12 protein-coding genes are annotated in these 16,292 nt (G+C 40.0%); 3 read left to right on the top strand and 9 right to left on the bottom strand.

The genetic code is table 11. The annotated features are described in order from the left end of the window. Positions 1-33: 33 nt before the first annotated feature. From B2X72_RS05650 to B2X72_RS05615, 8 genes are read right to left on the bottom strand one after another with little or no spacing between them, the layout of a single operon-like run. Entirely contained in the window at positions 34-1,905 is a 1,872-nt protein-coding gene (locus B2X72_RS05650) for a cytochrome c oxidase subunit I (protein WP_172462307.1), read from the bottom strand. A gap of 28 nt (positions 1,906-1,933) precedes the next feature. Next, positions 1,934-3,271: a cytochrome c oxidase subunit II gene (locus tag B2X72_RS05645; RefSeq protein ID WP_075991042.1), complete on the bottom strand. Its 1,338-nt coding sequence runs from the start codon at positions 3,269-3,271 to the stop codon at positions 1,934-1,936. A gap of 43 nt (positions 3,272-3,314) precedes the next feature. Continuing rightward, positions 3,315-4,550, bottom strand: a complete 1,236-nt coding sequence (locus B2X72_RS05640; protein WP_145327840.1) for a quinol:cytochrome C oxidoreductase — start codon at positions 4,548-4,550, stop codon at positions 3,315-3,317. 19 nt (positions 4,551-4,569) lie between these two features. After that, on the bottom strand, positions 4,570-5,208 hold the full coding sequence (locus B2X72_RS05635; protein WP_376747259.1) for a c-type cytochrome: 639 nt from the start codon (positions 5,206-5,208) through the stop codon (positions 4,570-4,572). Continuing rightward, positions 5,192-5,728 (bottom strand): DUF3341 domain-containing protein, encoded by a 537-nt coding sequence (locus tag B2X72_RS05630; RefSeq protein ID WP_075991040.1) that lies wholly within the window; start codon positions 5,726-5,728, stop codon positions 5,192-5,194. The genes B2X72_RS05635 and B2X72_RS05630 overlap by 17 nt, the downstream gene beginning before the upstream one ends. A gap of 6 nt (positions 5,729-5,734) precedes the next feature. Further along, the gene (gene nrfD / locus B2X72_RS05625; RefSeq protein WP_046674137.1) at positions 5,735-7,219 is read right to left on the bottom strand and encodes an NrfD/PsrC family molybdoenzyme membrane anchor subunit; all 1,485 of its coding nucleotides are present in this window, start codon (positions 7,217-7,219) and stop codon (positions 5,735-5,737) included. Between the two features lie 29 nt (positions 7,220-7,248). Next, positions 7,249-10,263 carry a TAT-variant-translocated molybdopterin oxidoreductase gene (locus tag B2X72_RS05620; protein ID WP_075991039.1) on the bottom strand — a complete coding sequence of 1,005 codons (3,015 nt, stop codon included), beginning with the start codon at positions 10,261-10,263 and terminating at the stop codon, positions 7,249-7,251. 37 nt (positions 10,264-10,300) lie between these two features. Then, positions 10,301-11,563: a cytochrome c3 family protein gene (locus B2X72_RS05615; protein ID WP_070563536.1), complete on the bottom strand. Its 1,263-nt coding sequence runs from the start codon at positions 11,561-11,563 to the stop codon at positions 10,301-10,303. 501 nt (positions 11,564-12,064) lie between these two features. Here B2X72_RS05615 and B2X72_RS05610 point away from each other — a divergent pair. Further along, positions 12,065-12,445 carry a methionine-R-sulfoxide reductase gene (locus tag B2X72_RS05610; RefSeq protein ID WP_312352501.1) on the top strand — a complete coding sequence of 127 codons (381 nt, stop codon included), beginning with the start codon at positions 12,065-12,067 and terminating at the stop codon, positions 12,443-12,445. Here the strand turns inward: B2X72_RS05610 and B2X72_RS05605 are convergent. Further along, positions 12,435-13,445, bottom strand: a complete 1,011-nt coding sequence (locus B2X72_RS05605) for a LacI family DNA-binding transcriptional regulator (protein WP_075991038.1) — start codon at positions 13,443-13,445, stop codon at positions 12,435-12,437. The two genes, B2X72_RS05610 and B2X72_RS05605, sit on opposite strands and share 11 nt — an antisense overlap. Positions 13,446-13,592: 147 nt before the next feature. Between B2X72_RS05605 and B2X72_RS05600 the strand changes: the two genes are divergently transcribed. Further along, positions 13,593-15,875, top strand: coding sequence for a GH92 family glycosyl hydrolase (locus B2X72_RS05600; protein WP_286848506.1), 2,283 nt, complete (start codon positions 13,593-13,595; stop codon positions 15,873-15,875). Between the two features lie 77 nt (positions 15,876-15,952). Then, positions 15,953-16,279 (top strand): DUF493 domain-containing protein, encoded by a 327-nt coding sequence (locus B2X72_RS05595; RefSeq protein WP_070563528.1) that lies wholly within the window; start codon positions 15,953-15,955, stop codon positions 16,277-16,279. Positions 16,280-16,292 lie beyond the last annotated feature (13 nt).

Raw genomic sequence — 16,292 nt, 5'->3', positions numbered from 1 at the left:
GTAGGAATTCCTACTCTATTTTATAAGATTTTATTAGTCTTTTCTACCATTTTGAGCATTCCATTCTGCCTGGATACGCTCAGCTTCCTCGTCTCCTTCGAAATCATGAGGCAAATTAGAGCTCATTGTTTCAGAGAAAGGAACACTTTGAGGAATAAAATCCTCACCATGACCTGGCTTACTGTAATCGTAAGGCCAACGGTGTACAGTTGGAATTTCTCCTGGCCAGTTACCATGGATATGCTCTACTGGAGTAGTCCATTCCAATGTGTTTGACTGCCAAGGGTTTTGTGGGGCTTTTTTACCGAAGAAAATCGATGTAAAGAAGTTCCACAAGAAAGCTACCTGACCTAAAGCAGCGATGATTGCAGCCCATGTTACCAATTTGTTGACAGAAACCCATTTCGCCATGAAAGCAAACTCTGTAAATGCATAGTAACGGCGAGGCACACCATCGATACCCATAAAGTGCATTGGGAAGAATACCATGTAAGCACCAATGAAAGTCAACCAGAAGTGTAAATAACCCAATTTTGTGTTCATCATACGACCGAACATCTTAGGATACCAGTGGTAAACACCACAAAGCATACCGAAGATTGACGCCGATCCCATTACCAAGTGGAAGTGGGCAACAACAAAATACGTATCGTGTAAGTTGATATCTAACGCTGCATTACCTAGGAACAATCCTGTCAAACCACCAGAGATAAAGAACGATACCAAACCGATAGCAAACATCATCGCTGGAGTGAAACGGATATTACCTTTCCACAACGTTGCAAGATAGTTAAACGCTTTTACAGCAGAAGGAACCGCGATAATCAATGTTGTAATCATAAATACACCACCCAAGAACGGGTTCATACCTGTTACAAACATGTGGTGACCCCATACGATAAACGATAATACGGTGATACCGATCAATGAATAAACCATTGCATGGTAACCAAAGATTGGTTTACGTGAGTTGGTCGCAATAACCTCAGAAGTTAAACCTAAAGCAGGCATAACAACGATATATACCTCAGGGTGACCTAAGAACCAGAACAAGTGTTGGAACAAAATTGGTGAACCACCTTCGTTCGGTAAAATTTGTCCTTGAACAACAAGATCCGACAAATAGAATGACGTACCAGCAGCACGGTCAAAAATCAGAAGAACAACCGCCGAAACCAATACTGGGAATGACAACATACCCACGATAGCAGTTAAGAAGAACGCCCAGATTGTCAAAGGCATTTTCCATAAGTCCATTCCTTTTGTACGCATGTTCAAAATTGTACTTACATAGTTAATACCACCGATCAACTGTGAAGCTACAAATAGAACCATACTCACCAACCACAAAGTCATACCAGTTGCAGATCCTGCGATTGCAGTAGGAACAGCCGATAGTGGGGGATAGATTGTCCAACCAGCAGAAGCAGGTCCACTTTCTACGAAGAACGATGCAACCATAATCACTGATGCTACAAAGAACAACCAGTAAGATAACATGTTCATAAAAGGAGATGCCATATCGCGTGCTCCGATTTGATATGGAATCAATAAGTTACTAAAAGTACCTGATAGACCAGCCGTTAACACGAAGAATACCATAACGGTACCGTGAATGGTTACCAAGGAAAGGAAAAACTCCGGTTTTATACGACCGCCTTCAGCCCATTTACCCAAGAATACTTCTAATATAGGGAACTCTTTATCCGGCCATGCTAATTGGATACGGAATAATACTGATAAAAGCATCGCAAAAACTGCCATGATGATACCAGTGATCAAGAATTGCTTAGCAATCATCTTGTGGTCACCCGAGAAGATATACTTTCTGATGAACGACTCCTCGTGATGATGGCCGTGCGAATCGTGATGTTCAGCGCTATGCGATATTACTGTACTTGACATATTCGATTTTATATTCAAAAATTCTTAATTAGTTCAAAGATGCTGTAACTTGTACGCTATCCTTTTTCACGTTAGCTGTTTTACCGCTGAACTCTTTTTGCAAATCCTCAGTAAAATATTTGTTTTGTTTAGCTAACCACTCTTTATATTTCTCTTCAGTTACGACAACCACTTTCTTTTGCATGTTGTAGTGACCAGATCCACAGATCTTGTTACACAACATCACGAAGTCATAGTTATAATCACCCAAACGATCACGCATCTCTTCTGTTGTAACAGTAGGTGTGAACTGGAAGTAATTGGTCATTCCCGGTACCGCATTGATCTGAACACGGAAATCAGGAATATAGAAAGAGTGAATAATATCTTTTGAAACGATATGGAAACGAACTGGTTTATTTACAGGCAACCAAATTTCAGATCCTTGAATATCATCCCAAGAATTTTTATCATTAAAGTCAATACCGTACGGGTTGGTTGGTGTCGTCATTTTATAATTACGTTTACCAATAATCCCATCTGAACCAGCATAACGGACATTCCATTGGAATTGCTCGCCTAATACCTCAACTTGTAATGCTGACTTTTGTAGATCCTCAGGAATATTTGTGATTGATCTCCATGTAAAGAAACCGAACAATACCAAAACTGTCAAAACAACAGCGGGAACAATTGTCCACAATTTCTCAATTGCATTGTTATGAGGATAATAATAAGCCTGACGTTTTGCACGCATGCGATACAAAAATGTAAAAGTCATCAACAAGATGTGTGTGATAACCAATACAAATGTTGTAATTGCAGTCGTAATGATAAACATTGTATCAATACGCTCACCGTGCTCAGTTACTGCAGATCTCCAATAAGCGGCTCCCCAGTGTACATATGACCAATATACACCGTAAAGGAATACAACCAAGAAAATGAATAACAATGCCGATTGAAACGTGTTATTCGCAAACGGATTGTATTTACCGTTCATCTTTCTTGTCAATTCATAGATCGAAAGTACTTTACCGATAACGGCAACAACTGTACATATAACCAAGAATAACAAGACATAATATGTGAAGTTTTTATAAACCTGAGGGTCTATTTGCTTCACTTCTTCAACAGCAGGAGCAGCAGCACTAGCTTCTGTAGAAGAACTAGCAGATGCAACAGCAGCAGTACCTGCTGCCGCTGTTGTATCTTTTGCAACCGAATCCGTTGCTGCAGGGGCAGCCACTGCTGTAGTCGCCGCTTTAGCAGAATCAGATGCTACTGTATCTTGTTGACTTGCTAGGATAGGAGTCGCAAAAAGCAATCCTAGTGCAAGCACAAAACCCGAGATGGATTTGAATCTATTATTTAATTTAAAGCTCATTTCTTTTATAACGTTTTTACGTAACCTTCCTTTAAAAGTGAAACTATATCTGATGATGCAAACTCTCATCCAAGAAAGGATGATTTTTAGGCACCAATGCTTGTTTACTCAATTTACTCATCACTAAGAAGATGAACAAACCTAAGAAACCAAGTGCAGTTCCGATTTCAATGATACCAAATCCTCTATGTTCAGCAACAGTACCAGGCATGATCATGATATAATAATCTAGCCAGTGACCAGCCAATAATAGAATCGCTACGAACAACATCACGTTTTGTTTCCGTTTCGCATCGCGATCCACTAATAGTAACAATGGTGCCACAAAGTTAATGATAATACTCAACCAAAACCAAGGTTTGTATTCAGGTTCCCAACGTTTGTAGAAATAAACTGTTTCCTCTGGGATGTTTGAATACCAAATCAACATGAATTGTGCAAACCAAACATAAGTCCAGAAGATAGAGAAACCGAACATCAATTTACCCAAATCGTGTAAATGATTTTCGTTTACCCAGTTCATATAACCAGCTTTCTTCAATACAACAACGATGATCGTGATACATGAAATACCACTTACCCACATTGCTGCAAAGTTATACCAACCGAACATTGTCGAAAACCAGTGTGCCTCTAAAGACATTACTGTATCGAAAGACCAGATAGGTGTAGTAAAACCGAAGATAACTAAGAAGATTGCCGACAATTTGAATGACTTTTTATAAGAAGTCAATCCACCTTCTAAATCTTCTTTATAAGAAAGTTTCGCAAAAATAACGGCAAAAATGCTATATGTACCCATAAACACGACCTGACGGATCAAGAAGAATGGAACATTTAAATAAGCAGATTTACCTGCGATAATAGGGTCAAAATTTGTACTATGCGGATCAGTGATACCATCTGCATTCCAGTGGTGATATAAGTTATGTGTGGTTAAACCTAAACCTACAATAACTAATAAAACTAATGATGCAATTGGTAAAACACTCGCCATAGCCTGAGGTATACGTACCAAACCTGCAGACCATGCAGATTGTGTTACATATTGCAAGGCAACAAAGAATGTTCCAGCTGCGCATACACATGTAAAGTAATAACCCATCAATAACAAGTTGGCATAAGTACGCTCTACAGTAACGTGATCGCCCGAAAGCAACCCGAAAGCTACAGCAGCTACGCCTAGTACAACAGCGATAATACTGTACAATTTAGCCTTGCCAGCAAACTCGTATCGCTCGTTGAAATTATAATCGTGATGATGACTGTGAGTTCCCATTTATATATCTGATGTTAGATTATTTCTTTTGTAATTCGTTAACATACATAACAACTTTCCATCTCTCCTCTGGAGACAATTGAGATGCATGTGATCCCATGGAGTTGTGTCCGTAATAAATTGTATGGTAAATTTTACCATCAGTCAAGTCAGCCATCAAACCACCCCGTGAAGAGCTCGCTGCATCTGTTCTTTGATAAGATGGTGGCGGAGGAAAGTTCTCTAATTGACGAGTACCTCTTGAATCAGTCACGCTACGGTCTTTCGTGATAGGACCATCACCTTTACCTTCTACTCCATGACATATCGAGCAGTAAGTGGTGAACAAAGCTTTACCTTTTTCAAGATTTTCGGCATTTACGACCAAAGGACTTTTTACTTCTCTTCCTGCACGTTCATAATCCTCTAATGTATTGGCGTATTCAAAACGAGTGAAACCAATTGGATCTGTACCTTTAGGAGGTGTTTGTGCTGTTTTTCCATCAGCAAAATTCGCATTAGGTTGATCCGGATTGAAAGCAAGCGGATCGTACATGTTACGAGAAAACTCTAAACCTGTACTACGAGTTGTTTTGTCACCACAAGAAGAAACAAGTGCTGTCAATGCCACAGCTGCGCATAGCGTTCCAAGTAAATTCTTCTTATTCATAGCTAACATATTTTCTATCATTGTACTTAACTTCAACAGCTCCAGCTTCTTTCAATAAGCTATCGATCAAAGCGTGATCTGTATTTTCTTTGGCATCTACTGCAAGGATGAAACGATCATCTGTTGCTCTCAAGTCCATTACACGAGGTGCACGTCCCGGAAATAAGTGGTTACGGAAGAAAAACGTGGCAACCATACCCAATGCACACAATAAGATCGTAACCTCAAATGTAACTGGAACAAAGTTTGGCATACCAAAAGATGGTTTACCACCGATATTCATCGGCCAATCATAAGCCATTGTATAATACAACAAACTAAAACCTAATGTCGTTCCTAATGCTCCAAAGCAAAATGCTGCGATAGGCAAGCGAGAAGGTTTCACACCCAGCTTTGCTTCGATGCCGTGAATAGGCATCGGAGTAAAGCAGTCGTAAATACTTATATTGTTTGCTTGCAATTTGTCGATCCCATGCATCATTTCATCGGGATCCGCAAAACTACCTAATATATATTTTGTATTGCTCATTGCTGATTATTTTCTAACTGATAATTCTTTAATCTCTTCTTCTGTCACTGAATCATATTTCTCTAATGACTCTTGGAAGTACTTCACTTGTTCCTCAGGGAATGCGCCTTCTTGAGCCAATTTAGTTTTATGTTGTAATGAAGATGATTTCAACAACAATTTCACTTCGGCGATAGCGATACCTGGTAAGAAACGTAAGAACAACAAGAATAATGTAAAGAATAATCCGATTGAACCTACAAAGATACCTACGTCTGTCCAAGTTGGGTAGAACATTGCCCAAGATGAAGGCAAGTAATCACGGTGCAATGAAGTCACGATAATTACAAAACGCTCAAACCACATACCGATGTTTACCACAATCGATAAGATCCATGAGATAGGAATACTTGTACGGATTTTTTTGAACCAGAATAACTGTGGAGAAATTACGTTACAAGTCATCATTGACCAGTAAGCCCACGCGTATGGACCCAACATACGGTTCTCGAAAGCATACATTTCGTATTCTGAACGAGAGTACATTGCGATAAACAACTCAGTTAAATAAGCCACCCCCACAATAGAACCAGTTGTCATGATAATGATATTCATCGACTCAATGTGGAACATCGTGATGTAGTTCTCAAAGTTCATTACTTTACGTAAGATCAACAATAAAGTCTGTACCATCGCGAAACCAGAGAAGATCGCACCCGCCACGAAATATGGAGGGAAGATCGTTGTATGCCATCCAGGGATAACCGAAGTTGCAAAGTCCATGGATACGATCGTGTGTACAGAAAGTACCAGCGGAGTAGAAATACCTGCCAAGATCAATGACACGATTTCAAAACGTTGCCAAGTCTTCACTGAACCATTCCATCCGAATGATAATACAGAATAGATTTTTTGTTTTAATCCAGTAGCACGGTCACGAATTGTCGCGATATCCGGCAACAAACCACAGTACCAGAATACCAAGGATACTGTAAAGTAAGTCGAGATCGCAAACGCATCCCATACCAAAGGAGAGTTGAAGTTTACCCAAAGTGATCCAAATTGATTTGGAAGTGGGAAAATCCAATAAGCCAACCAAGGACGACCCATGTGAGCTACAACGTATGTAGCCGCACAGATTACCGCAAAGATCGTCATCGCCTCTGCAGAACGGTTGATTGAATTACGCCAGTTCTGGCGGAAGATTAATAATACAGCTGAAATCAACGTACCCGCGTGACCGATACCTACCCACCATACGAAGTCGGTGATATCCCAAGCCCAGCCTACAGTTTTATTCAGACCCCAAGCGCCGATACCTGTCCAAAAGGTATAACTAACGCTAACTACCCATAATAAAGCACCTAATACAGCAACGGTAAAACCAATCCACCATGCTTTATTCGGTTTATTTTCAACCGGTAGTAAGATATCATCCGTAATTTTTGCATACGTAATGTCCTTACCGGTCATTAATGGTTCTCTTAATATTGATTCGTTATGCGATGACATAGTATTTTTATTTCAAATATTGTACAAGATTACGCCTCAAAAGTGTTTCTAACTTTTGTCATATAACCGATACCCGGTTGAACATTGATTTCCTCAAGTACGTAATAAACACGCTCGTTGCGTAATGCTTTAGACACTTCTGATTCTGGATCATTTGCATCACCAAAGATAATTGCATTTGCAGAACATGCTTGTTGACAAGCCATTTGGATATCGCCATCTTTAACTTTGCGATTTTCAATCTTAGCTTGCAATTTACCTGATTGGATACGTTGGATACACATTGAACATTTCTCCATTACCCCACGTGAACGAGTAACAACATCTGGATTCAACACCAATTGTGTGAACTCATTGTTCAGGTAGTTGTCAAAACGTGAATCATTCCAGTATGCAAACCAGTTGAAACGACGAACTTTGAAAGGACAGTTGTTCGCACAGTAACGTGTACCAAAACAACGGTTATATGCCATATGGTTCAAACCTTCTGAAGAGTGTACTGTTGCCAATACTGGACAAACCGTTTCACAAGGTGCGTGACCACAGTGTTGACACAACATCGGTTGGTGAACAACAGTGATATCTTCGAAATCTAAATCAGCCGAAGCTCTTGCAATTTCTTTCTCTTTTGTAAGATCTTGATCTTTTCCTTCGATTGTATAGTAACGGTCAATGCGTAACCAGTGCATTTCACGACGACGGCGAACCTCATCACGACCTACAACAGGAATATTATTTTCAACGTTACAAGCAACGATACAAGCACCACAACCAGTACATGCGTTCAAGTCGATCGCCATCACCCATTTGTGACCAGGTTGCTCATATTTGTTCCACAAATCGTATGTTTTGTGATTATCTGTAAAGCGTCCTGCCTCAGAGTTAGGATCTTTCAGATATTTCGCAAATGTCGTTTCACGAATAACGTTACGACCTTCGATCGTGTGGTGTGTTTGTGTTTGTGCCAATTGGTAAGTACCAGACGCTTTCGCTACAGTTGCTTTAGCAACACCTTGTACTGTACCATTGATGATAGAAGCAAAAGGGAATGCGTTTTTACCAACTTCATTACCTGCTTTACCAACTTTTGTACGGCCATAACCTACAGCAACTGAAACTGTTCCTTGTGCTTGACCTGGTTGTTGTACAACTGGCAATTCCAATTCAACACCATTTGCTTTTACAGTTACTTTACCGTCTTCGCCCAAACCTAATTTCTCAGCATCTTTCGGGTTAAGAGCAGCATAGTTATCCCAAGTTACTTTAGAAACCGGGTCAGGCAATTCCTGCAAGTAAGCATTGTTTCCATAACGACCATCGCGAAGTGCAGAAGGCTCGTAAAGTTTCAACTCAAACTCACCGGTAATTGCTTTGCTTGATGCTTCAATTGCAGAAGCCGCTGCTGCAGCATTTCCTGTAAATGCAGGAGCTGTTGCCGCTTTAGCACCTTTATATTCAAAACCAGTTTGCAATACAGCATCCCAGTTTTTTGTAGAACCCGCTAAGATTTGTGTAGACCACAAGTTCTTAACAAAGTTGTACATATCGGTATCATTTCCTGCCCAAGTCAACAAGCTTTGTTCAACTTGACGTGTTTTGAAAACAGGATTGATTGTTGGTTGAATGATAGAGAACAAACCTTCTTTTGGATTCGCATCACCCCAAGATTCCAAGAACGTACTTGCTGGAGCAATCGCGGTCAATTCAGAAGCTGTTTCATCCGCACGTTGCGAAAATGATAAGGTGAAAGGAACTTGTTTCAACGCTGCTTTTACATCATCTGCTTTGAAGTAGTCATACACCGGGTTGCTATTCAAGAAGAACGCAACACCAACTTGACCTGATTTCGCTGCTGCTAAGAAAGCTTGGAACGAAGAATCCGAACCTTGGTATTGTTTAGAATAGTTATCCAAATCGATGATTGTACCGTAAGCACCTAATGCAACGTTGATTGCATTCACTAATACTTGTACATTGACATCGTTAGATCCAGCAACAACAACTGCTGCGCCTTTGCTGTTCACCAATTCTTTCGCCGCTAGAGCGACACCTTTTTGTGCTTTTTTGTTTGCAGTAGCACCAGCCAAAGATTGACCAGTGATTGCATTATATAAAGCAACCAATGTAGCACCTTCTTCCGAAGGTTTGATTGCGATACGTGCATCCGCATTTGTACCCGTCATGGAAAGACCAGACTCAAATTGCACGTGACGTGACATTTTGCCGTTTTTCAACGATTTATAATCACGGTTTTTAGCGTATTGTTGTGTATGCTCCTCACCTGCTAACCAAGTTCCTAAGAAATCAGCTGCAACGGAAACAATCACATTTGCCTTTTCAAAATTGTATGAAGGGACAACAGCTTTACCAAATGAAGCTTTATTCGCCTCGATAATACCGCTGTAAGAAACAGCATCGTATTGTACATGGTTAACTGTTGGGAATTTCGTTGCGAAAGCAGCGATAGCCGCCAACGTTGAAGGACTGTTTACGGTGTTAGAAACGATCGTAATTTGTTTACCAGAAGATGCTGCTGCATTCAAAGCTTTAACAACTTCCCCATCCAATTTAGACCACTCAACATCTTGACCTTTCAATTGTGCCTGTTTCAATTTGGACTCATCATATAAATCCAATACAGAAGCAGCAGTCGTTGAATCTAAACCTTGGTTCAAACCAATTGCATTCGGGTTAGGCTCAACATTAATCGGACGACCTTCACGAGTTTTAACCAAGATGCTTTGACCGTTGAACGTCGAAGCATAATAGTTAGGGATACCTGGAGTTACCTCTTCAGGTTTAATCAAATAAGGAACTGCCTTATGCACAGGAGTACGGTTACAAGCCGCTAAAGAAACAGCACCCAAACCAAATCCTAATGCTTTCAAGAAGTCACGGCGAGGAGTTTTAGTACTCAAGCCTGCTTCGTTTAATACATCTTCTACAGGAATAGATTCGGCAAACTCACCCTTGCTTCCTTCAACGAAAGCAGGAGTTTGATTTAACTCTTCCAAACCTTTCCAATATTTTTTATTGCTATCCATTTAAGCTGTATATAAGATTGCGTATTTCAAATAATTATTAATAGTGACACTTACCACACTCAAGACCACCGATCATGGCTGCAGTCATTTTCTCACCTTTCTTAATTCTTTCGTGTGCTTTAATCAAATCTTCATAGTATTTGTTATCCGATTTGATATCTGTCTTTTTGTGACAATCAACACACCATTTCATCGTCAATGGAGAGTATTGGTATACTTCTTCCATATTTTGGATTGGACCGTGACAAGTTTGACACTCAACACCAGCTACCACAACGTGTTGTGAGTGGTTGAAGTAAGCAAAGTCAGGTAAGTTGTGAATACGAACCCATTGAATTGGTTTCGGATTGTTACCGTAAGTACGTGTATCAGGATTCCAATCCAATGCACGATAGATTTTAGCAATTTCCGGAGAAATTTCACCATCATAATGTTCTGAAGCAGTGATTGTATTGTGACAGTTCATACATACGTTGGCCGATGGAATAGACGCATTTTTAGATTTAAATGCTCCACCGTGACAGTATTGACACTCAATTTTGTTAACACCAGCGTGGATTTGGTGCGAGAACTTAATTGGTTGAACCGGCTGATAGCCTTGGTGAACACCAACGTTCCACATTGTTTTCCAACCACCTACAGCTAATAATGCAACTAACATCAAGACTGTAAAGCCAACCAACTTCTTGTTCTTAACGAATGCTTTCGCAAACTTCACAAAACGTTGGCTATCTTCTGGCTCTTGTTGCGCAGCAATAGCTTCTTGGTTTTTAGCAATTACATTTTCTAAGGTACGGATCACACGATTCAACACCACGATAACGACAACAGCCAAAACAACAACTGCGATCAAGCCCAAAATCATGAACATAGACGCGTTATCATCTTTAGCTCCAGCGCCACCAGCAGCAGCCTCTTTCGGTTTCTCCTTAGAAGCATCTGTGATATACGCTAATACCGACTTGATCTGATCGTCAGATAAATCAGTAAAAGAAGTCATCACAAGCTTGTTGTTCTCTTCGAAGATTTTAACTGCATCAGCATCGCCAGACGCAATTAAAGCCTGAGAGTTCTTGATCCACTTGATTAACCAAGCTTCGTCTTTCGTCTCTGGAATCCCCTTTAAAGCAGGACCAACCACTTTTCTGTCAATGGCGTGACAGGATGTACACTTAGATTTGAAGATTTTTTCACCTTCCTTGACATCTTGCGCATGCAACGTCGTAACGGCAAATAATAGCATCAAACTCGTTGACACCACCCTCGCAAGGCTTCCCAAAACGGATGAGATAGTTCTCATATTTAGCACTTTATACTATTTATTTGTGAATGTAAAAAATTAACTCCCATGGTTAAAGGAGCCACTACCCCCCTAACAATGCCACAAAAGTATGATTTATTAACAAATCGCTGACAATTTTGTGACCTTTAATATCAATTTATAATCATTCTAAACAAATGCGTTTAAACAAGGATAAAAACAACATTACGCTATTAAAGTGGTTCCATCACTACAACTTTTCATTTGGATAGCTACCCAAATATAAGACAATTCCATGACAATTTAAAATATTCAAAATAACAGATCGCAGAAGACACAAAAGGTTTTTTTTCGACTTAATTTCCGTAACTTTATCAAGATGAATGGAGAACTTTATCAAGACGAATGGAGATCTGGTCAGGGTCAAGTCCCAAGCTAACAATAAAAAAATCTGGATGATGTCTTTATATAGGAGGAATAGCTCATCCCTGTTGGGTAGTTCCTAGTAAAGCCAGCTTCAAGACTAAACACACGACAATCATGGAAACTAACAAAGAATACAACCCCTTAAGTAAAGAAGAGGAATACATTATTATACATAAGGGAACTGAACGGCCTTTTACCGGTGAACTTTTAGACAATAAGCTCAAAGGAACTTATATCTGCCGCCGTTGTGACAGCCCACTATACCGTTCGGCGTCAAAATTTGAATCAGGCTGTGGCTGGCCAAGTTTTGATGATGAAATTCCCGGGGCAATTACAAGGATCACCGATGCCGATGGTCGCCGCACTGAAATCCTGTGTAGTAGATGTGGCGCGCATTTGGGCCATGTATTCCTCGGAGAAGGCTTTACGACAAAAAACACGCGTCACTGCGTTAATTCTATTTCAATGAAATTTGTGGCCGATACTACGAAGTAACTTTCACTTTAGTCGACTCACGAACTTTCAGTTCACAAGGCAACACCATTCTACGTGTTGCTTTTATTTTTCCCTGAAGACGCAGCAACAAAATATTGATCAGATTCTCAGCAATATCCTTGATCGGCTGCGAAACAACCGTGATAGCAGGTTCGACCAGCTTAAAAACCGTATGGTCGTCAAAAGCAATCACCGCCGGCATCGTAAAATTAAATTTTTTGGAAGCCTTCAAACCCGAAATCGCCAGATAGTTCGTAGAGAACAAAACGGCATCCAGCCTATTTTCACAGATAAACTCCCGCAATAGTTCCATTGCTTCTTCATCCGAAGCATCCATCTGAATCTTTTGAATAAAACTTTGTTGCTTATTATTATCCATAGCCTTCATATAGCCATCTGAACGCTCCTTCATTTGGGTCTGATCCGAATAGAGCGATACAAATCCGATACGTCTATAGCCTTGTTGACACAAATGGTTACTGGCATCAAAGGCTCCCTGAAAATTGTCCGCACCAACATAGTCTGTTTCAAGCCCCGGAAAATAACGGTCGAATAGCACAACCGGAATATTATTCTGCTGCAACTGCTTTACGGTATCTTCCAAACCATCGGAAGGTGTAATAATAAAACCATCTACCTGACGATCGTAAAACATCTGGATTAACTCCTTCGCCTTTTCCACATCATTGTTGGTACTACAATAAATAATACGGTAGCCCTGCTCATAGACCTTACTTTCGATCAGACGTGCTATATTCCCAAAAAAAGGATTGGAAATATCTTCGATAATCAAACCCAGAATCTTTGTCTTCCCTGTCCGGAGACTTTTTGCCAATTCGTTGGGCTTATAGCCGACCTTCTTGACATAGTCCAAAACCCGCTTAGTCAAAGCCTCACTAATACGCTTTTCTTTTGCCTTATCATTCAAAATAAAGGACACAGTAGTTACAGAAATCCCCAACGCCTTTGCGATATCACTGATCAGAATACGTTTCTTCATGTAGTAGTAGTAGGTTTGTTAAGTTTTTTATTACGAAGATTACTAAAGTAAAAAATTTAACGACAATTTACTAAAATAATAATAAAATTGCGCTAAAAGGTTTTATTTACTAATTTTAAGCAGTTTTCAAATACCCGAACAAAACCTATGACAGGAAATAAACTACTCAAAACAGTGTTGGGCACACTAATTTTGCCATTTTTTGCGCAAGCCCAGCAAAATCTTACACAATATGTCAACCCCTTTATTGGGTCAGCGGATCATGGTCACGTCTTTGTTGGTGCAAATGTACCTTTAGGTGCTGTCCAATTAGGGCCTACCCAAATTCCACAGATTTGGGACAAGTTCAACGGATGGGACTGGTGCAGTGGATACAATTACAAAAGCCAGGAAATTTTGGGTTTTACCCATACGCACCTGAGCGGAACAGGTATCGGTGACCTCAACGACCTCATGATCGTTCCAGCCAACGGAAAATTACAATTAACGCCAGCGGAATTCAATAAAATGAATACAGGTTATGGCTCTTCCTTCAAAAAGGAAAATGAGGTTGCCAAACCCGGATTCTATAGCGCTTATTTAGATGACTATCAGGTACAGGCCAACTTGACGGCAACCGAACGTGTTGGCTATCATCAATATCGTTATGAAAAAACAGACAATGCACATATTTTGGTCGACTTAGGTTACCATATCAATTGGGATAAACCGACAGACACCTACATCAAACAGGTTAACGACTCCACCTTTGTTGGTTATCGCTTTTCAACAGGATGGGCAACTGACCAAAAATTGTATTTTGCGATCAGAACTTCTCAGCCGATACAAAAAGTAAGATTTTTCGACGGTAAAGAAGAAAAATTAGGCCAAACAACATTTAAAGGACAGGCAATCAAAGCGGCTTTATTCTTTGATGCTGTTAAAAACAAAACCATCGAACTTAAAGTCGGTATTTCTCCAGTAAGCTCGACCAATGCCCTGAACAATATCAATGCAGAAATTCCAAACTGGAATTTTGAAAAAGTTAAGCAAGAAGCGGATCAACGTTGGAACAAAACCTTAAATAAGATTCAATTTGAAGCCGACAAAGATACGAAGACAATCTTCTATACGGCATTATACCATACCTACTTCGCTCCTACCATCTTTAACGATGCAAATGGCGATTATTTAGGAACTGACAAACAAGTATACGAGAAACAGGATTTTGTCAACCATACGGTATTTTCGCTTTGGGACACTTACCGCGGACTTCACCCGTTGATGACCATCCTAGAAGACCGTAAAATCAACCAGGACTTTATCAAAACCATGTTGGCTATCTATCAACAGCAAGGTAAATTGCCAATGTGGCACTTACAAGGTAATGAAACCAACACCATGGTGGGTCTACCTGCGATTCCAGTGATTGCAGACGCTTTCTTAAAAGGAATTATTGACGAGAAAGATTATCCGTTGGTTTGGGAAGCTGTAAAGACAACAGCCATGGGCAACGATCACGGCCTGAAATATGCACGTGAACTGACTTACATTCCGATCGACAGCATGCCGAATGAATCTGTAGCATGGGCATTGGAATATGCGATTGCTGACTTTGGTGCTTATAAAATTGCCGAAAAATTAGGCAAAACAGAAGACGCGGCCTATTTCAAAAAACGCTACAAACTATACGAGCAGTATTTTGACAAAGAAGTAGGTCATTTCGTCGGTAAAAAAGCCAATGGCGAGTTCCGCAGACCTTTCGACCCATTGATGGCCAAACACCGCGAGAATGATTATTGCGAAGGAAATGCATGGCAATATACCTGGTTAGTACCTCAAGATGTCAAAGGTCTGATCAATCTTTTCGGTGGTGAAGATAAATTTTTGAAAAAACTGGATTATTTTACGACCATGTCATCGGATCTTGGTGGTGAAGCTTCTCCAGATATTTCAGGACTAATCGGCCAATATGCGCAAGGTAACGAACCAAATCACCATATCCCTTATTTATATGCTTACGCAGGACAACCTTGGAAAGGTGCAGCCTTAGTCCGTAAAGCGATGACAGAGTTTTACACAAACAGTCCAGCTGGTCTATGTGGCAATGATGACGTCGGACAAATGAGCGCATGGTATGTGTTCTCAGCAATGGGCTTCTATCCACTGAATGCAATGAGTGGTGTTTATGTCTTCGGATCCCCGATGATGCAACATGCGAACATCAATTTACCAAATGGCAAAACGTTAGCTATCGATGTTAAAAATCAAGGTAAAGCAAATCAATACATTAAATCGATCAAATTGAATGGTAAACCTTATGCTAAGTCGTTCATTACACATGCACAGCTTTTAGAAGGTGGACAGATGGAAATCGAGATGAGTGCTACGCCAAACAAAAACTTTGGTAAAAACAAAGCCGATTGGCCTTCAAGCATTGACAATAATTAACTGAAATATTGTCAGTAAAACATTACTGGATTAATATTTGTTAATACCTTAATAACATATTTAAGGAGAAACAAAACATGGCAGATTACAAAAACATCAATATACAAGATATCCCTGACGGAGGTGATAATCCAAAAGACTTCTATGAAACTTTTAAAGAGCGCTTAGAAGATTTAGAAACATTCCCAAAGGACTATACGTATAAATTTATCTTACCAAAAGATCAGGACCACTTCAATCAGATCCAAAGCGTATTTGATGACACAGGTGCTCAGTTTGATTTTAAGGATTCCAAAACAGGTAAGTATACTTCAATTACGGTAAACTTGAACGTAAAAGACGCCGATCAGGTGATCTACTTCTACAAAGAAGTGGCGAAGATAAAAGGTGTTATCATGTTATAAAACCACAAAATCA

This window comes from Sphingobacterium sp. UBA7253 (assembly GCF_002472745.1).
In the GTDB taxonomy this organism is placed as follows: domain Bacteria; phylum Bacteroidota; class Bacteroidia; order Sphingobacteriales; family Sphingobacteriaceae; genus Sphingobacterium; species Sphingobacterium siyangense.
This window is presented reverse-complemented; position numbering and strand designations above follow the sequence as displayed.